Source organism: Nonomuraea sp. NPDC050022, assembly GCF_044460705.1.
Lineage (GTDB): Bacteria > Actinomycetota > Actinomycetes > Streptosporangiales > Streptosporangiaceae > Nonomuraea.
In genome coordinates, this window is the sequence record NZ_JBITKE010000004.1 from 821,484 (window position 1) to 839,650 (window position 18,167).

The following is an 18,167-nucleotide window of genomic DNA, read 5'->3' on the forward strand; positions in this document are numbered from 1 at the left end:
CCCATGTCTCACGTCTGCTGGCCGAAGGTCGTCATCTACGCATCCTGCTGAACACGCGATCAGCTTCCTGTGGATGGCGAACATCCTCGCCGAGCAGTTGGGCGAGCGCGCTGCCCGGGTCCCCACTCAGGAACTGACCGCGGAGCAAGTACGTGAAGGCGCACGCACCGACCCCGCGCTGCGGGACGCCCTCAGCCAGCTGGGCAAAGTCCCCGTCCTGCACACCGACAAGGCCCGCAAGGTGCTCGGCTGGGCGCCCCGCGACGTGGTCACCACCGTCGTCGACACCGCGGAAAGCCTGTTCCGCCAAGGACTCATAGATCGCTGACCTACAGCCGACGTCATCTCGACGCGTGATCGCTGGTCTACTAGGCGTCGGGATGGCGCGATTCCGTGCAGGTAGGGACTCGAGGTTGGACTGATCAGGCGTCGGGGTCTCGAAGCCCGACGGCATCGTGACGCCAGAACGGCTCGGAGTAGACCAGCGTCCCCGTCATCCACGGCTCGTACGCCGGAAGCCTGACCACCTGGAAGGCGTCGTCGGGGATGCGCAGGGACGGCTTGCGGAAGCCTTGCTCGGCCCCCGGGGTGAATCCGAGGCGGGAGTAGTAGCGGGGGTCGCCTTCCAGGAAGACGAGGGGGCTTTCTCCTTCGGCGAGAGTCGTGAGCCCGGCGCGGACCAGGGCCGAGCCGATGCCCTGCCGCTGGTGCTCGGGTAGCACGCCCAGCGGGCTGAGTACCCGCACGTCGACCAGCCGCCGCGGCGCGTCGAGCAGGCTGCGGGTGAACATGACGTGCCCGACGACCTGTCCGTCGGCCTCGGCCACGAGCGCGAACCCCCCGTCGGAGCGGATGCCGTGGCGGAGGGTGTCGACCAGGCCGGCAACAACTCCGCCGTGGTCGCCGAACGCTCGTAGATGGACGTGACGCACAGCGTCCGCGTCGGCCGGCCGCTCTTCTCGAAGCTCCACGCCCGGAGGGTAAACGATCTGTCGCGCCGACGGCATCTGGTTTTCACCCGAGGCCGACAAGCTTGGTCAGGAAGCGATCGACCTGCTCCTCCAGCGGCGGCCATGGCAGGTCGGGCTGATTGACCCGCATCGACACAGCCCCGTGGACCGCCGCCCTCAAGTCCAGTGAGACCACTGCGGCGTCGTCGGCCGGGGCGAGCCCGGCGTCGATACACCGCCGCACCGCGGCGGTGGTGCGCTCGGCCAGCTCCTGTTTGAAGGACATGGCCGCCCGCTGGTTGAGCGTGCTCTCGTGCAGCACCTTGTACAGGCCGGGGTGTCGTTGGACCCACCTGCCCAGCAGCAGGACACGGGCACGCAGCTTCCCCGCCGGATCGGCGGCACCGGTCTCGGCCTGATCGACGGCCTCCAAGAGTTCGCGATGGAACTTCTCCAGGGCGGCAAGGACGAGCGCGTCCCGGTCGGCGAAGTGAATGTACACAGAGGTCGCCGCGACGCCGACCTCCCGGGCCACCGCGCGCATGGACAAGGCCTGGTCGTCGCCGTGTTCGTCCAGCAGTCGCAGGGCGGCGCCGACGATGTCTTCGCGCAGCCGCTCGCCCTGGCCGCGCGGATTGCGGCCCCGCCTGCCGCCAGAAGGGCCGGCCGGAGCGGAGGGGGTCGTGTCCATGGTGGCCCATTGTAGGCGAACGACTTTAGCGCTACGGTCGTAGCACTACAGCCGTTCACATATGGAGGATTTCCAATGGCTGACCAAGCAAAGGCGTTGGACCCGGTATTCGCCGAGATGAGCGCCGCCACCGACCGCCTGCTCTGGGACGAGAGCCCGGAGCTGACCACGCGCGAGAAGGTCCTGCTGTGCCTCACCGCCGACGTCTGCCAGCAGACCCTCGGCCTGCCCTTCCAGCAGCACGTGACCATGGCGGCAGACTGTGGCTTGTCGGCCGACGACCTGCGCGAAATGCTCCGCTTCGTCGCCTACGACAGCGGTTATCCCGCCGCCCTGACGGCGCTCGCTCGCCTGATCGACCTGGAACGGGAGCACGCCCTGCCCGCCCCTACCGGCCAGGGCCACGAGGTGAACGCCAACGGCACGGGCAGCCCGATCCCCGAGCCGATGCGGCAGGCCGTGGCCGCCCTTGATGCACCGTTCGGCAGCTACATGGACCTGCAGTCGCGGATGCGCGCCGACATGCGGCTGCTGTCGGTTCGTGAGCGCGCGTTCATCACGATGACCGTCGACGTGCTCTTCCAGACCCTGCAGGAGAGCTTCCGCGCCCACCTGACGCGCGCCCTCGCCGCCGGCGCCACATCAGAGGAGGCCCGTGCCGTCGTACGGTTCTCCGCGCAGTTCGGCATGACCAAGGCGTGGCGCGCCATGCACGTGCTCGACGCCCTGCTCGCCGAACTCGGCGCCGCCCGAGTCTGAAGTGAGAGGTCGTGGGGAGGGCTGTACAGCAGCGCCGTACGGCGGCGTCGCAGGAGATCGGCGTGCTGGTCTACAGCGGCCTGTTCCTCGCCGACGACGGAGACATGGTGCGACTGCTGGCCGACAAGGCCCGCGCCGCGTCTGGGTAAGGTCGATGTCGTGTCCGCCCTTCTGCATGGACTGTCGCAAGCATCGGGTGAGTAGCCGGCAGCGTGGTGGTTGGCCAAGTCGGGAAAGCTGCTCCAGTTTCTCGCCGGGCTGGCGGTCGCACTCGATCTCGTAGGTCGCGAGCGGTTACTGAGAGCCCATGAGCGGGCCACGCGACAACGCGAATTACTTAGTGAGATCCGGAAGTTTGCGAAGTATGACCAACTGCCGAAACAGCTCGCCAAAACGATCCTCGGAGCAGCGATCGAGGCCCCCATTGTCCCGGGTACCGTTCCGATCAACGGATTTGTCATTCCTCATATAAAGGGGTATTGGTTCTCCGAGTCTCCGGTGGCAGCGGTGCCGCCGCTGCTATCGGTTGCCGATGTCGAGGAATTCATCGCACGAGTGAGCATCCGAATGAGAGCGGAATTCCCGTGTAGCGAGCAGCACGGCGACCGCATATGCCCTGATCAGGCGACGTTCATTGAAGCGGAAGCCCTGCAGGAGGTAGCTCGCCGACTCGACTTGTCGGACCAGGCGAATTCTTTCCTGGCCGCGCAACACAGAAGGTACAGCCCCGATGGGGGTCTGTCCGGCTGCATCATTCCTGGGATGGTTGCGGTCGGTGCGGCAGTGGTTGCCGTCCTCTTCTTTTATCTGCAACTGGTCATCACGACAGTCGTGGGGTTCGGAATTTTCGTTGCTGGCAGCTCTTTTGCGTTCGCCCTGCAATATCGGCAGGTCCGAATCGACGCCCATTTGCGCCTGACCGTGGCCGCTGTACGGGTCCTGAGTTCATGGGGCCTGTTTCTCCTCGGGCGGCAGGCCACCGGCGATCCAGTGAAATGGACGGCGCTGATCCTCTTCATCGCGGGGTCGATATTAGACCTCGTGTGGGGGTGAACTGCTGCGCAGCGTGCCCGTTCCGTCCCTCGCACGCGTGGCTGTCCTCTCGGCTGAACCCCTACCTGACGACCGATGCCGACTACACGATCACGGGCGGCGACGTCACCAGCGATGATGAATCTCGGCCCATTGCGGGCTGCTCCGTGAGTCTCAGCGGCGACGACGAACTCCTGCGCGGATGCTGAGAAAGTTAGGATTTGGCACCAGCCGCGGTCTAGAGAATGGCAGGTGAGTACGCGATGGCGCACAACTCCCGGCGTGACCGGATGATCGCGGCGTGCGGCGCCCAGCCAGGATCGGTGGAGGATTACCCGTTCGGCGACGAGGTGGCGGTGTTCAAAATCGCCGGCAAGATATTCGCGCTGGTCGCGCTGGGCCCGCTCCCCGGCAGCATCAGCCTCAAATGCGACCCGGACCTCGCGGTCGGCCTGCGCGGCCGGTATGCCGCGATCACCGCGGGCTACCACCTCAACAAGCGCCACTGGAACACGATCACGCTCGACGGCTCCGTGCCCGACGACGAACTTCTCGACCTGATCGATCACTCCTACGACCTGGTCGTGGCCCGCCTGACCAGGGCTGAACGGGACAAGCTGGGTAGTCCGCCGGAGCACTGACGGGCTACTCGTCGGCGAGCTCCTTGGTCCCACCTCGGCGTTCGTGATTGCCTGGCCGGCGCCGAGGCCCGATGCCGCGGTTGGCCCCGGTCGCCAGGACTGTCTTTTCCTCTATGGCCATGCCTGTTGCTCCTGTCATTTCGGGGTGATCGGGCGCAAGCCTGCGCTCGTGCCTGCCATCGGCAGAAGCCGCCTGGCGTCACGGTCGGCTCAGGGCAGCAGCGCCAGCTTGCCCACGGTGGCCCGCGCTTCCAGTTCCGCCAGCGCTTTCGGCCCTTCAGCCAGCTCGTAGACGGTCGGCCGGCCGGGGCCGAGCACCCCGGCGGCGAGGAGGCCGGACATCTCGCTCATGACTTCGCCGAAGATCTGTGGTGCGGTCTGGATCAGGGAGCCGATGTTCAGGCCGATGAGGTGGATCTGGTGCTTGTAGACCAGTTCCCAGTTGGTGATCGCGGCTTCGCCGCCGGCCAGGCCATAGACGACGACCCGGCCGGTGACCCGCTTGGCAGCGGCCAGGCTGGCGTCGAGGGTGGCGCCGCCGACCGACTCCAGCACCAGGTCGACGCCCGCGCCGCCGGTCAGTCGCAGGACCTCGGCGGCGATGTCGGTGCCGCGGGAGTCGATGATGTGGTCGGCGCCCTGTGCCCGTACCACCTCGTGCTTGCCTGGCGAGGCCGTGGCGATCACCGTCGCGCCGTAGTGTTTGGCCATCTTCACCGCGGCCTGGCCGGTTCCGCCGGCCGCGGCGTGGATGAGCACGGTCTGTCCGGCGGCGATGTGGCCCAGCGGCTTGAGCGCCGCCAGCGCGGTCGGCCAGTTCACGACCAGGCCGAGCGCCTGCTCGTCGGCCCAGCCCGCCGGCACGGGCACCGCGCCGGCCGCGGGCAGCACCATGTACTCGGCGAAGGCGCCGCCTGTGACGTCGACGCCGATGACGTGGGCGCCGGGCTCCAGGCCGGTCACCCCCTCACCGACGGCGGTGACTTCACCGGCGCCCTCGATGCCCGCCAGATACGGCGGCCGCGGGCCGCCCGCGAACGTGCCATGGGCTTGCGAGATGTCGACGAAATTGACGCCGGCGGCGGTGACCCGGATCAGGACCTCGCCCGGGCCCGGGCTCGGTACCGGCGCGTCGGTGATCAGGCGCAGGTCCTGCGGGCCGTTCAGTGACGTCTGCTCCAGGGCGCGCATGGTCGCGGGAATGCTCATGACGATGGGCTCCCTCTCCATTTATCGAACGGATTTATTTATCGAACGGCCAACAAATCGTGGCACGCCCGTACGTCGCAGGTCAAGGTAAACTTGATCGAACGGCAAACAAGTACGGAGGCACATCCCGATGGCCGCTCGCGGCAGGCCGCGCACGTTCGACCCGGACACCGCCCTGCGTCAGGCGCTGGACCTGTTCTGGGAACGGGGCTACGAGGGCACCTCGCTCAACGACCTAGCCCAGGTCATGGGGATCGCCTCGGCCAGCATCTACGCCTGCTTCGGCAGCAAGGAAGACCTGTTCCGCAAGGTCATGGCGCTCTACGGCGCGACCTCAGGCGAGCCGCCCAGGCGCGCGCTGCGTGAACAACCGACCACACGCGCCGCGATCCACGCCATGTTGCGTGCCACCGCCGATGAGATCACCCGCCCCGACGCCCCGCACTACTGCATGCTCATCCTCGCCGCGCCGACCGGCGCCGTGGAAAACCACGCGGTCCGAGAATTCCTCGCCGACCGCCGGCACGACCAGCTCACCACCGTCAAAGACCGGCTCATTCGCGGCGTCACCGACGGTGACCTCACCGCACCGCCCACCAGCCTGGACGCCATCGCCCGCTACTACACCACCGTGGTTCAAGGCCTGTCCATACAAGCCCGCGACGGCGCCACCCGCGCCGAACTGGAAACGGTCATCACCTGCGCGATGGCCGCCTGGGACACCCTCACGTCCGCGCCATCACAGCAGGTGATCTAGTGGAAACTCGCTCGTTCCCGTCGGCCGCGGCATTCGAAGAATGGCTCGCCGTCAGCCATGCCTCCTCGTCCGGAATCTGGCTCAAGCTCGACAAGAAGGTGGCGGGCGGCCAGTCGCTGACCTATGCCGAGGCGCTTGACGTGGCACTGTGCTTCGGTTGGATCGACGGGCAAAAGGCCAAGTTCGACGATGACCACTGGCTACAGCGCTTCACTCCGCGCAGGCCGAGGAGCAAATGGTCGAAGGTCAACCGCGACAAGGTCACCGCGCTGATCGACCAGGGCCGGATGAGGCCGGCGGGCCTGCTGGAGATCCAACGCGCGAAAGAGGACGGCCGCTGGGACGCCGCATACGACGGACCGCGGACCGCCACCGTGCCCGAAGATCTGGCGCGCGCCCTGGCTCAGAATCCCGCCGCGCAGGAATTCTTCGCGACGCTGGACAGCCGCAATCGTTACGCGGTGCTGTATCGCGTGCAGGACGCCAAGAAACCCGAGACTCGGGCACGTCGTATCGAGCAGTACGTCGCAATGCTGGCCGAGCAGAAGAAGATCTACCCCTGACGCTGCCCAGCAACGGTTGCCGGCACCACGGCGAGTCGCTGCCCAAGCGAGGGAAGCGCGGCCCTGAGACCGCTCTGAGGGCGAGCCGGGCCTGAGCGGGCCGCTGCACGACCGGGTGAGCCGCGCCTCCACGATCAAGGAGCTGAGCGGCTCCTGGTGAGCGGAGCAGTGCAACCGGTTGTAGTTCCTGGAAAATTTTAGCTGGGAAGCTAATTGCTCGGATAGTGGCGCGAGCTGGGAAAACATAGATCACGATATATCGATAACATCTACGTAACGCCTGCAAAGGGTTGACGAAACTTTTGGTGCACCTATAGGAAAGCGCTATCCGATCCCGCCGTGCCCGGACGGCCAGGAATGAGGGACACATGCGTCTATGTCCGATTCGATCGCGGTAACCCCGGAACGGGCGCTCGCTCCCAGGCGAGCCCACGCCAAGCCGCCGGGTGCGGGGAGACGCGCCAAGCGGGTGAACGCCCACAAACGGCGAGAGGCCCGTACGGCCTACCTCTTCCTGGCGCCATGGTTCCTCGGCCTGTTCGTGATCACGGTCGGTCCGATCCTGGCGTCGCTGTACCTGTCGTTCACCGACTTCAACATGCTGGAAACAGCCAAGTGGATCGGCCTCGACAACTACGCGAAGATGTTCACCGAGGACACGCGGTTCCTCACCTCGCTGAAGGTGACCACGATCTACGTGGTCGTGTCGGTGCCGCTGCAGCTGGCCTTCGCGCTCGGGCTGGCGCTGGCGCTCGACCGGGGACTGCGCGGGCTGTCGTTCTACCGGTCGATCTACTACCTGCCCTCCCTGCTCGGTGGCAGCGTGGCGATCGCGATCCTCTGGCGCAAGATCTTCGGTAGCGACGGCCTGGTCAACGCCGTGCTGGACGTCTTCGGCATCCAGGGCGCCGGTTGGGTCTCCGACCCCGACACCGCGCTCGGGACGCTGATCCTGCTGCACGTCTGGACGTTCGGCGCGCCCATGGTGATCTTCCTGGCGGGGCTGCGGCAGATCCCGCAGAGCTACTACGAGGCGGCTCAGGTGGACGGGGCCGGCAAGCTCCGCCAGTTCCGCTCGATCACGCTGCCCCTGCTCACGCCGATCATCTTCTTCAACCTCGTACTCGAAGTGATCAAGTCGTTCCAGTCCTTCACCCAGTCGTTCATCGTCAGCAGCGGCACGGGCGGACCGGTCGACTCCACGCTCTTCTACACGCTCTACCTGTATCTGAAGGGCTTCAAGAGCTACGACATGGGCTACGCGGCAGCCATGGCCTGGGTGCTGCTGCTCATCATCGCCGGACTGACCGGTGTCAACTTCCTCGCGTCGAAGTATTGGGTCTTCTATGGCGACACCAAGTAAGGCCGTCCCGCTGCTGTTCCGCCCGCTTCCGCGGGGCAGCCGCCTGCTCAAGCACCTCCTGCTGATCGGGTTCGGCCTGGTCATGCTCTATCCGCTGCTCTGGATGGTGTCCAGCTCGCTCAAGCCCGAGGAGCTCATCTTCCGCGAGCCCGGCCTGTGGCCGAGCACCTTCACACTGGAGAACTACAGCGACGGCTGGACCTCGCTCAAGCACACCTTCGGTTTCTACCTGTGGAACTCCGCGGTCATCACCGGCCTGTCGGTGGCGGCCAACCTGATCGCCTGCTCCCTGGCCGCGTACGCCTTCGCCCGGCTGAACTTCCCGCTGAAGAAGCTCTGGTTCGCGGTCATGCTCGGCTCGATCATGCTGCCGCATCATGTGACGGTCGTGCCGCAGTACATCGTGTTCTCCAAGCTCGACTGGATCAACACGATCTGGCCGCTGATCGTGCCCAAGTTCCTGGCCACGGACGCGTTCTTCATCTTCCTCATGGTCCAGTTCATCCGGACCCTGCCGAGAGAACTGGACGAGGCCGCCTCCATCGACGGCGCGGGTTACTGGCGGGTCTTCCTCCAGGTGATCCTTCCGCTCTGCACCCCGGCGCTCGCCACGACCGGCATCTTCACCTTCATCTGGACGTGGAACGACTTCTTCAGCCAGAACCTGTACCTGACGAACTCCGACAACCTCACGGTCGCCGTCGCGCTGCGCCAGTTCCTGGACTCCAGCGGTGAGTCCTCGTGGGGGCCGATGTTCGCGATGTCGATCGTGTCGCTGGGGCCGATCTTCGGATTCTTCCTGGCCGGCCAGAAATACCTGATCCGTGGCATGGCGACCACCGGACTCAAGTAACACCCCCCGCAACTCTTCACCAGGAGGTAGAGCTGTGAATTTCAGCTCGCGCAAGAAGATTTGGACGGTCGCCCTGCTCGCGGCCACCGTCATGACGTCGGTCGGCGCCTGCGGCGGCGGCGACAAGGCGGACAGCGGCAAGGTCGAACTCCGCTTCTCCTACTGGGGCAGCGACTCCCGGCAGAAGCTCACCGAGCAGGTGATCAAGAAGTTCGAGGAGAAGAACCCGACCATCAACGTCGAGGGTGACTTCTCCGACTTCAACAACTACTACGAGAAACTCGCCACCAAGGTGGCGGCGAACGACGCCCCCGACGTCATGAGCATCGAGATCCGCGGCCTGGGCGAGTACGCCGGGCGCGGCGCCCTGGCCGACCTGGCGGGCAAGGTGGTCACGACCGACCTCGACCAGCAGGCGCTCGCCGCCGGGAACATCGACAGCAAGCAGTACGCCATTCCCTCCGGCGTCAACGCCTTCTCCATGCTCGTCAACAAGGCGACGATCGAGAAGGCCAAGCAGAAGGTACCCGACGACAAGTCCTGGACCTGGGACGACTGGATCAACCTGGCCAAGCAGATCAGCGCGAGCGGTGGCGGCATCACGGGAGCCGAGTACAACTACAACCCCGCCTGGTTGCAGATCTTCGCGGCCCAGCGGGGCGAGAAGCTGTACGACGGCAAGAAGCTGGGTGTCTCGCCTGACACGCTGAAGGCCTGGTGGGCCATCCACCAGCAGCTCATCCAGACCAAGGGCTCGCCTGACGCGGCGAAGAGCTCCGAGCTGATCGCGGGCGGGGTCGAACAGTCGCCGCTGGGCACCAACACCGGTGCGACGGGCATGTGGTGGAGCAACCAGCTCGGCGGCCTGACCAAGGCGTCCGGTCAGGAGCTGACCTTGCTGCGCATGCCCAAGGTGAAGGAGGCGACCACCAGCGGTATGTTCCTGCAGCCGTCGATGTTCTACACGGTCGCCGCCAAGTCCGAGCATCCGGCGGAAGCCGCCAAGTTCATCGACTTCATGGTCAATGACCCGGACGCGGCCTCGATCCTGCTGAGCGACCGTGGCCTGCCGACCAACGCCAAGGTGCTCGCGGCCGTCAAGGACAAGCTGCCGGCCGTCGACCAGAAGACGCTGGGCTTCATCGACGAGGTCAGGAGCGAGCTGAGCCCGATCGCCGCTCCGCCGAAGGGCGCCCTTCAGGTGGATGACATCCTCAAGCGCGTCACCGAGGAGGTCGTCTTCGCCAAGACGACTCCGGACGCCGCCGCGCAGAAGTTCCTGACCGAAGCCAACGCCGCCCTCGCCGGCTGAGGTCGGTACAGCAGGGTTGAGGTCAGCAAGGCAGGGCCGGGGCCGTCAGTGGCTCCGGCCCATTATTTTCGCTACTCGGGGAGAGAAAGTTGAGCACCAGGTACGCCTTCGTCGGCCTTGGTCACCGCGTCCGGATGTACATCGACGCCCTGCTGGGTGACTGGCGGGACACCGGTACGATCGTCGGCCTCTGCGACACCAACCGGACCCGCATGGACTACTACGCCGAGCGCATCGGCGACGAGGTGCCCCGCTTCCATCCGGACGAGTTCGGCAAGCTGCTGGAACTGGCCGACGCCGTCGTGGTCACCACGGTGGACGTGACGCATGCCCACTATGTCGTCGCCGCCCTCGACGCGGGGCTCGACGTCATCGTGGAGAAGCCGCTCACCGTCGACGCCGAAGGCTGTGAGGCCATCGCCGCCGCCGCCGAGCGCAACCCGGGCAAACTGGTGGTCACCTTCAACTACCGCTACTCGCCCCGCAACTCGGCGGTGAAGAAGCTGATCAGCGAAGGCGCGATCGGCGAGATCACCTCGGTCCACTTCGACTGGGCGCTGGACACCATCCACGGCGCCGACTACTTCCGCCGCTGGCACCGCGAGCGGGCCAACTCCGGCGGCCTGCTGGTGCACAAGTCCACCCACCACTTCGACCTGGTCAACTGGTGGCTCGCGGCCGCGCCCGAGCTCGTCTTCGCCCAGACCGACCTGCGCTTCTACGGCCAGGCCCTGCCCAGGGGCCCGCGCCCGGCCCGCGGTCAGGGCGCGCCCGGTCTCGGGACCGATCCGTTCATCCTGGACATCTCCGCCGATCAGCACCTCAAGCGCCTTTACCTGGACGCCGAGCACGAGGACGGCTACATCCGCGACCAGGACGTCTTCGGGCCGGGCGTGACGATCGACGACAACATGTCGGTCCTGGTCCGTTACGCGAATCGGGCGATGCTCACGTACTCGCTCACCGCGCACGCCCCGTACGAGGGCTACCGCGTGGTGTTCAACGGTACGGAGGGCCGGATCGAGCTGGAGGTGTGCGAGCGATCTTGGACGCCGCCGCACGCCGCGATCGACCCGAGCGCCGCCACCAAGCAGCACGCGGCCGGCGCATGGGAGAAGCTCACCCTGCACCGGCACTGGCAGGAGCGCGAGGAGATCGTCATCGAGCAGGGGGAGGGCGGCCACGGCGGCGGCGACCGGCTGCTGCTCGACGACGTCTTCCGCGGCCCGAGCGAGGACCCGCTGGGCCGCCCCGCCGGGTACCGCGACGGCATCCGCAGCGTGCTGGTGGGAGCCGCGGCCACCCGCTCGGCCACCACCGGCCGCGCCGTCCGCCTGATCGACGACGGCACCCGCCTGGCCGACGCCTGACCGACGGTCGGTCACCTGCTCGGCCCGGAAGACCGGCACACCATCTGCTCGGCGAGGCTCCCAGGTCAGAAGCCCTCTGTGATCATCACAGGGGGCTTCTTGCTATCACCGGCAGGTGGGGTCGAGCCGGGAGCGACAGGTGTGTGGCGGGCAGGGATCGGTGGTGATTTGAAGTTAACCGGCCGCGGTCGGCCGATGTGACGTCCCTGTAACGCCAGCTTCTTACCTTTTGCGCGTTGGATCTGCCCGCTGCGGCTGCGACGCGTCCACTGCCCGGGACAGCGTTCAGGCCCTGTAGAAGAAGAGGGCCGATGACGGCGACAGACCCGGACGACGACACGGCCACGCGTGTGAAGACCGTCTGTTCCTATTGCGGCGTCGGCTGCGGCATCGTGCTTGAGATAACGCGTGGCGCGGTGGTCAAGGCCTCGGGGGACAAGAGCCACCCGGCCAACGCCGGGCGTCTGTGTACGAAGGGAGCCACCAGCGCGGCGATGCTCGCGGCTCCGGGACGGCTGGAGCGGGCGCTCGTCCGGCCGGATCGGGGTGCGGAGCCGGAGGAGGCCGGTGTCGACGCGGCGATCACGGCGACCGCCCGGCGGCTGCGCGCGATCCTGGACGAGCACGGGCCCGACGCGCTGTCGTTCTACGTGTCCGGGCAGCTGACGCTGGAAGCCCAATACCTGGCGAACAAGCTGGCCAAGGGGTTCGTCGGCACCAACCAGATCGAGTCCAACTCACGGCTGTGCATGGCCAGCGCGGGCAGCGGCTACAAGCTGTCGCTGGGGTCGGACGGCCCGCCCGGCTCGTACGAGGACTTCGAGCGCGCCGAGGTGTTCTTCGTCATCGGCGCGAACATGGCCGACTGCCACCCCATCCTGTTCCTGCGGATGATGGACCGGGTCAAGGCCGGGGCCAAGCTGATCGTGGTGGACCCGCGCCGCACGGCCACGGCCGACAAGGCCGACCTGTTCCTACAGGTACGGCCGGGCACGGACCTGGCCCTGCTCAACGGGCTGCTGTACCTCCTGGTCGAGGGCGGTCACATCGACCAGGAGTTCATCGCGGAGCACACCAACGGCTGGGCGGCCATGCCGGGCTTCCTGCTCGACTATCCGCCCGCCACGGTCGCGGAGATCACCGGGATACCCGAGGCCGACCTGCGTCGGGCCGCTCAGTGGATCGGCGAAGCCGGCGAGTGGATGAGCTGCTGGACGATGGGGCTCAACCAGAGCACTCACGGCACCTGGAACACCAACGCGCTGTGCAACCTGCACCTGGCCACGGGCGCGATCTGCCGCCCCGGCAGCGGTCCGTTCTCGCTGACCGGCCAGCCCAACGCGATGGGTGGGCGTGAGATGGGCTACATGGGGCCCGGCCTCCCCGGACAACGGTCGGCGCTGGTGGAGGAGGATCGCCGGTTCGTCGAGGAGCTGTGGGGGATCGCGCCCGGCACGCTTCGGACCGAAGTCGGGCAGGGCACGATCGAGATGTTCTCGCGGATGGCCGAGGGCGAGATCAAGGCGTGCTGGATCATCTGCACCAATCCGATCGCCAGCGTCGCCAACCGCAAGACCGTGATCGCCGGCCTGGAGGCCGCCGAGTTCGTCGTCACCCAGGACGTGTTCGCGGCCACCGAGACCAACGCCTACGCCGACGTCGTCCTCCCGGCCGCCCTGTGGGCCGAGTCCGAAGGCGTGATGATCAACTCCGAACGCAACCTCACCCTGCTCCAGCAGGCCGTGGAGCCGGTCGGGGAGGCGCTGCCGGATTGGCGGATCATCGCCAGAATCGCCTGCGAGATGGGGTTCGAGGACGGCTTCTCCTATGAGAGCGCGGAGGAGGTGTTCGAGGAGATCAAGCGGGCGGGCAATCCCGCGACCGGCTACGACCTGCGCGGTGTCACCTACGAGCGGTTGCGGGAGACGCCGGTGCAGTGGCCGAGCCCGCCCGGTTCCGGCGCGCGCAACCCGATCCGCTATCTCAACGACGGTCTCAGCCAGGCGCCGCTCGTACGGGAGGACGGCAGCCGCCCGCGCCTGGCCTTCGCCACCGCCGACGGTCGTGCCGTCTTCTTCCCGCGCCCGCACCTGCCCGCCGCCGAGCTGCCCGACGATGACTTCCCGTACGTACTCAACACCGGTCGGTTGGCGCACCAATGGCACACCCTGACCAAGACCGGCAAGGTCGCCAAGCTGAACAAGCTCAACCCGGACCCGTTCGTCGAGATCAATCCGCGGGACGCGGCCGAGCTCGGCATCGGGGAGGGCGACCTGGTGGCCATCTCCTCACGGCGCGGCCGGGCCGTGCTGCCCGCGGTCGTGACGGACCGGGTGATGCCGGGCAACAGCTTCGCGCCGTTCCACTGGAACGACCTGTTCGGCGAGTACCTCAGCGTCAACGCCGTCACCAGCGACGCCGTGGATCCGATCTCGTTCCAGCCCGAGCTGAAGGTGTGCGCGGTCTCTCTGGCCAGGGTGGCCACAGACGACGCCCCCTCGCGAGTGCCCGAGCCGGCCGCAGTGCCGGGTCCGGTCGCGGCGCTGGCCGGGCTGTTCGGGCTGGCCGAGCTGACCCCGCCGGTGCTCGCAGGTCACGAGCGCCAATATCTGGCCGGGTTCCTGGCCGGTTTGAGCGATGCGCCGCCCGCCGGCACGGCTGTACCGATCTTGCCGAGCCATGCCCCCATCGACCCGAGCCATGCTCTGTGGATCAACGGTGCGCTGGCCGGCGCCTTCTCTCGTGTCGCGGCCCCCGCCCTTGTACCGGAGGCGCCTGTGGCGCCGGTGCGCGAGCTCATCGTCCTGTGGGCCTCACAGACCGGAAACGCCGAGGAGTTCGCCGCCGCCAGCGCTCGCCGCCTGGCCGACACGGGCCGCAAGGCCAGGCTCGTCGACATGGCCGACTGCACCCCGGCCACTCTTCCCGCGGCGGCGGACCTGCTGGTCATCTCCAGTACGTTCGGCGACGGTGAAGCGCCCGACAACGGTGCCGCCTTCTGGGAGGCGCTCGCCGAGCCCGGAGCGCCGCGGCTCGACGGCGTGCGCTATGCGGTGCTGGCCTTCGGCGACTCCAGCTACGACGACTTCTGCGGTCACGGACGCCAGCTCGACCGGCGTTTTGAGGAGCTCGGCGCGGTACGCCTGGCGCCGCGCGCCGATTGCGAGCCCGACGACCAGGAACGCGCGCTGGGCTGGCTCGACCAGGTGCTCACCACGCTCACCGAGACGACGCCCGCCTCGCTCACCGAGACCAAGCCCGCCGCACCGTCCGTACCTGTCGAGTCTCCCGCGCCTGCGTCGAGCCACAGCAAGACGGCCCCCTTCACCGCGACGCTGTCGGGCAACCGGCTGCTCAGCCTGCCCGGCTCGGCCAAAGAGGTCCGCCAGTTCACCTTCGACACCGGCGGCGAGCTGGCCTACCAGGCCGGGGACGCGCTCGGCGTCATGCCCGTCAACAGCGCCGATCTGGTCATGGAATGGCTGGCGGTGACCGGTCTCAGCCCGGTCGACAACGTGGAGCTCACCGGCCTCGGCTCGCTTCCCCTCGGCGAGGCGCTGCACCGCCATCTGGACATCACCAAGATCACCTCGGGCCTGCTCAAGTTCGTCGCCGAACGTACTCGTGACCGCGATCTGTCCCGGTTGCTGCGTCCCGGCAACAAGGGCGAGCTGGCCAAGTGGACCTGGAGCCGCCAGGCCATCGACGTCATCGCCGAACTCCCGGTACGCGCCGACGCCCAGGAATGGATCGGCGTGCTCAAACGGCTCCAGCCGCGCCTGTACTCCATCTCCTCCAGCCCGCTGATCAGCCCTGACGAGATACGCCTGACCATCTCGGTAGTCCGCTTCGACAACCTGCGTGGCCGACCACGCAGCGGCGCGTGCTCGGCCTACCTGGCCGGCAACCCGGAGCGGACCCAGGTGCCGGTGTACGTCCAGCACACCACCCACTTCCGCCCGCCCTCGGACCCGGGCGCCCCGATGGTGATGATCGGCCCCGGCACCGGCGTCGCCCCCTTCCTCGGCTTCCTCGACGAACGCCGCGCCCTCGGCCACCACGGCCGTAACTGGCTCTTCTTCGGAGAGCAGCGCCGGGCCACCGACTTCTACTACCGCGACGAACTCACCCAGATGCACGACGACGGGCTACTGACCCGTCTCGACCTGGCCTTCTCCCGTGACCAGCGCGCCAAGGTCTACGTTCAGGACCGCATGCGCGAGCACGGTGCCCAGCTCTGGGCCTGGCTGCAGGACGGGGCGCACGTATATGTGTGCGGCGACGCCGGCCGGATGGCCAAGGACGTCGACCAGACGCTGCATGACATCACGGCCCGCTATGGCGGCCTCTCTCCTGATGACGCGACCGCGTACGTCAAGCAGCTGGCCGCGAGCAAGCGTTACGTACGGGATGTGTACTGACGGCGGCTCACGTTCACCCATCCGCGACATCCGCACCGAGTTCCTGGTCAAGCTGCTGAAGCCGCCCTGCGCCTGATGCAGATGCGCCACCGGCGGCAGTATCCACCAGGACGTCGGCATCGTGCAGGTGCCCTTCGGACCGCCCGGCGACACCGAGGACATCGCCTACCGGATCACTTTCGGCAGCCTTCACCATCCTTCGAGCGCCGTCCCGTTCACAGTGCTCACCTGGGTCGACACGACTCATCCGTAGTCCCGGCACACGAAGGGCGGGCGCGGCCGGTGTGACTCGTCGCGTCCGCCCCTCGATCCCCGGGTCCGCCTTTCCCAAACAGCCCGGGAGTTCCTCGGTCGCAGCTGGGTGCAGACCGCCTTGACCTCGGTGTACGCCTCCAGCGCCTCATGGCCCATCTCGCGACCCCGGCCCGACTGCTTGTAGCCGCCGAACGGCAGGGCCGCGTCGAAGACGTTGTAGCAGTTGATCCAGACCGTGCCGGCCGCCCACGTCAACCGATCTTCCAACGGACGGCCAGGTGGCTCTGTTGGGCGATGTACGCCTACCAGCCTGGTTGAGCGTCGCGACGCTCCGCTCGATGCCGCAGCGGGAGACCACGGTGAGATTCGAATGCCGCACCTCCGGGCTGCGGCGGCACTACTTCTCCGGGCCGCTGCTCCTCGACGTGCTGCGGGCGGCCGAGCCGATGTTCGATCCGGGCGAGCGCAAGGACCGGCTGCGTTTCCTGATCTCGGTACTGGGCCCGGGACGGTCATCGTGCGGTGCTTTCGTGGGGCGAGATCGACCCGGACTTCGGCCACACCTCGGCGCTGCTGGCCGTCAGCATGGACTGCCGGGGGCTCGACGACGAGGGGCCGCACCTGGTGATGCCGGGCGATCGGTGCGGCGGCCGGCACATCAGCCAGATCACCGACATCAGGGTGTACGCCGACGACCGGTTATGGGGCTGAGCATCCCAGGAGCAGGGCGGGCCGGCCCGGTGCAGGGCGATGTACGGCTCGGCCTGGCCCCAGTAGCGCACCCGTTCGCGGGTGACGCGGTAGCCGGCGCGCTGCTCGGGCCCGTCCGGTGAGCGGCGTGGGACGGGGATGGTCAGGATGCCGATGTCCTGGTCGACGTGGGTGAGCAGGCCGTGGCAGGGTCCGCCGAGGCAGATGGCGTTGCAGTCATGCAGGTCGTCCGGCGCGGGCGGGTTCATGCGGGGTAGGCGTGGGTCTCGGTGGCCTTGGCCGAGGCCCAGATCTGCTGGCCCGGGGTCAGGTCGAGGTCGGCGACGGCGGCGGGGGTGATGTCGGCGAAGGCGATGATGGGGCCGTCGAGGTGTACGCGTACGTTGTCGCCGTGGCGTTCGATGCCCTCGATGCGGGCTTGCCACAGGTTGCGCGGACTGCCGTCCGGGCGGGTCCGGTAGAGGGCGACGGCGGAGGGCGGGAAGGCGACGAACGCGGGCCCGTCGAGGTGTTCGTAGGTGTACAGCAGCAGCTCGCCGACCTTGACCCGCGATCCGTCGGCCACGCCGCGGTACAGGTTGAGCCCGACCAGGCGGGCCACATAATCGGTACGGGGGCGGCGGGCGACCTCCGCCGGACTGCCCTGCTGGACGATGGCGCCGTTCTCGATCACGATCAGCCGGTCGGCCAGCACCATCGCGTCGAGAGGATCGTGGGTGACCAGTACGGTCGCGCCGTCGAAGTCGGCCAGGTGGCGGCGCAGCTGGGAACGGACCTCCAGCCGGGTGTGGGCGTCGAGCGCGGCCAGCGGCTCATCCAGCAGCAGCAGATCGGGCTGTACGGCCAGCGCCCGCGCCAGCGCCACCCGCTGAGCCTGGCCGCCGGACAGCTGCCGTGGCTTGGCGGTGGCGCGCTCGGCCAGGCCGACGCGTTCCAGCAGTGCGGCGGCGGTACGGCGGGCCTCGGCCTTGGGCACGCCGTGGCAGCGCGGCCCGAACGCGACGTTGTCCAGCGCCGTCAGGTGCGGGAAGAGCAGGTAGTCCTGGAAGACCATGCCGATCGGGCGTTCCTCGGCGGGCAGGGTGTGCAGCGGCCTGCCGCGCAGGACGATCTCCCCGTCGGACAGGCGGGTGAGCCCGGCCAGGGCACGCAGGGCGGTGGTCTTGCCCGCGCCGTTGGGGCCGAGCAGCGCCACGACCTCGCCCGGAGCGACCTCCAGGGTGAGATCGAGGGTGAAGGCGGGCCGGGTGACCACCAGCCGGGCGTACAGGGTCATGGCG

The 18,167-nt window shown here is 67.8% G+C and carries 19 protein-coding genes; 13 read left to right on the top strand and 6 right to left on the bottom strand.

The genetic code is table 11. The features are described 5' to 3' along the window. Positions 1-73: 73 nt before the first annotated feature. Entirely contained in the window at positions 74-328 is a 255-nt protein-coding gene (locus tag ACIBO2_RS20640) for a hypothetical protein (protein ID WP_358550105.1), read from the top strand. Between the two features lie 94 nt (positions 329-422). Here ACIBO2_RS20640 and ACIBO2_RS20645 read toward each other — a convergent pair whose 3' ends face one another. After that, entirely contained in the window at positions 423-971 is a 549-nt protein-coding gene (locus tag ACIBO2_RS20645; protein ID WP_358550107.1) for an N-acetyltransferase, read from the bottom strand. 43 nt (positions 972-1,014) lie between these two features. After that, positions 1,015-1,641: a TetR/AcrR family transcriptional regulator gene (locus ACIBO2_RS20650; RefSeq protein WP_358550109.1), complete on the bottom strand. Its 627-nt coding sequence runs from the start codon at positions 1,639-1,641 to the stop codon at positions 1,015-1,017. Positions 1,642-1,716: 75 nt separating this feature from the next. Between ACIBO2_RS20650 and ACIBO2_RS20655 the strand changes: the two genes are divergently transcribed. The 4 genes from ACIBO2_RS20655 (at position 1,717) to ACIBO2_RS20670 (ending at position 4,073) form a co-directional block, all read left to right on the top strand. Next, complete coding sequence (locus ACIBO2_RS20655) at positions 1,717-2,400, top strand: carboxymuconolactone decarboxylase family protein (RefSeq protein WP_397298441.1); 684 nt, start codon at positions 1,717-1,719, stop codon at positions 2,398-2,400. Between the two features lie 11 nt (positions 2,401-2,411). Beyond that, entirely contained in the window at positions 2,412-2,549 is a 138-nt protein-coding gene (locus ACIBO2_RS20660) for a hypothetical protein (protein WP_397298443.1), read from the top strand. A gap of 70 nt (positions 2,550-2,619) precedes the next feature. After that, positions 2,620-3,453 carry a hypothetical protein gene (locus ACIBO2_RS20665; RefSeq protein WP_397298445.1) on the top strand — a complete coding sequence of 278 codons (834 nt, stop codon included), beginning with the start codon at positions 2,620-2,622 and terminating at the stop codon, positions 3,451-3,453. A 224-nt stretch (positions 3,454-3,677) separates the two neighbouring features. After that, complete coding sequence (locus ACIBO2_RS20670; protein WP_397298447.1) at positions 3,678-4,073, top strand: MmcQ/YjbR family DNA-binding protein; 396 nt, start codon at positions 3,678-3,680, stop codon at positions 4,071-4,073. Between the two features lie 210 nt (positions 4,074-4,283). On the opposite strand, the gene ACIBO2_RS20675 is transcribed toward ACIBO2_RS20670, so the two are convergent. Continuing rightward, positions 4,284-5,282, bottom strand: a complete 999-nt coding sequence (locus ACIBO2_RS20675) for an NADPH:quinone oxidoreductase family protein (RefSeq protein ID WP_397298449.1) — start codon at positions 5,280-5,282, stop codon at positions 4,284-4,286. Between the two features lie 130 nt (positions 5,283-5,412). Between ACIBO2_RS20675 and ACIBO2_RS20680 the strand changes: the two genes are divergently transcribed. The 8 genes from ACIBO2_RS20680 to ACIBO2_RS20715 all read left to right on the top strand — a co-directional run bounded on the left by ACIBO2_RS20680 (position 5,413) and on the right by ACIBO2_RS20715 (position 16,174). Further along, positions 5,413-6,039 carry a TetR/AcrR family transcriptional regulator gene (locus tag ACIBO2_RS20680; protein WP_397298451.1) on the top strand — a complete coding sequence of 209 codons (627 nt, stop codon included), beginning with the start codon at positions 5,413-5,415 and terminating at the stop codon, positions 6,037-6,039. Then, a complete protein-coding gene (locus ACIBO2_RS20685) occupies positions 6,039-6,602 on the top strand; it encodes a YdeI/OmpD-associated family protein (RefSeq protein ID WP_358550123.1) in 564 nt (187 codons plus the stop codon). The genes ACIBO2_RS20680 and ACIBO2_RS20685 overlap by 1 nt, the downstream gene beginning before the upstream one ends. A gap of 376 nt (positions 6,603-6,978) precedes the next feature. Next, the gene (locus ACIBO2_RS20690; RefSeq protein WP_358550125.1) at positions 6,979-7,965 is read left to right on the top strand and encodes a sugar ABC transporter permease; all 987 of its coding nucleotides are present in this window, start codon (positions 6,979-6,981) and stop codon (positions 7,963-7,965) included. After that, positions 7,949-8,818 (top strand): carbohydrate ABC transporter permease, encoded by an 870-nt coding sequence (locus tag ACIBO2_RS20695; protein WP_358550127.1) that lies wholly within the window; start codon positions 7,949-7,951, stop codon positions 8,816-8,818. The genes ACIBO2_RS20690 and ACIBO2_RS20695 overlap by 17 nt, the downstream gene beginning before the upstream one ends. A 34-nt stretch (positions 8,819-8,852) precedes the next feature. Then, positions 8,853-10,130, top strand: coding sequence for an extracellular solute-binding protein (locus ACIBO2_RS20700; protein WP_358550129.1), 1,278 nt, complete (start codon positions 8,853-8,855; stop codon positions 10,128-10,130). 89 nt (positions 10,131-10,219) lie between these two features. Next, positions 10,220-11,500, top strand: a complete 1,281-nt coding sequence (locus ACIBO2_RS20705) for a Gfo/Idh/MocA family oxidoreductase (RefSeq protein ID WP_358550131.1) — start codon at positions 10,220-10,222, stop codon at positions 11,498-11,500. A 311-nt stretch (positions 11,501-11,811) separates the two neighbouring features. Then, a complete protein-coding gene (locus ACIBO2_RS20710; protein WP_397298455.1) occupies positions 11,812-15,921 on the top strand; it encodes a molybdopterin-dependent oxidoreductase in 4,110 nt (1,369 codons plus the stop codon). Positions 15,922-16,042: 121 nt separating this feature from the next. After that, positions 16,043-16,174: a hypothetical protein gene (locus ACIBO2_RS20715; protein WP_358550135.1), complete on the top strand. Its 132-nt coding sequence runs from the start codon at positions 16,043-16,045 to the stop codon at positions 16,172-16,174. Here the strand turns inward: ACIBO2_RS20715 and ACIBO2_RS20720 are convergent. From ACIBO2_RS20720 to ACIBO2_RS20730, 3 genes are all read right to left on the bottom strand, one after another. Further along, on the bottom strand, positions 16,165-16,431 hold the full coding sequence (locus tag ACIBO2_RS20720) for an aldehyde dehydrogenase family protein (RefSeq protein ID WP_397298457.1): 267 nt from the start codon (positions 16,429-16,431) through the stop codon (positions 16,165-16,167). The two genes, ACIBO2_RS20715 and ACIBO2_RS20720, sit on opposite strands and share 10 nt — an antisense overlap. A 257-nt stretch (positions 16,432-16,688) precedes the next feature. Then, positions 16,689-17,135, bottom strand: coding sequence for a hypothetical protein (locus ACIBO2_RS20725; protein WP_358550139.1), 447 nt, complete (start codon positions 17,133-17,135; stop codon positions 16,689-16,691). Next, on the bottom strand, positions 17,132-18,163 hold the full coding sequence (locus ACIBO2_RS20730; protein ID WP_358550141.1) for an ABC transporter ATP-binding protein: 1,032 nt from the start codon (positions 18,161-18,163) through the stop codon (positions 17,132-17,134). The genes ACIBO2_RS20725 and ACIBO2_RS20730 overlap by 4 nt, the downstream gene beginning before the upstream one ends. Positions 18,164-18,167 lie beyond the last annotated feature (4 nt).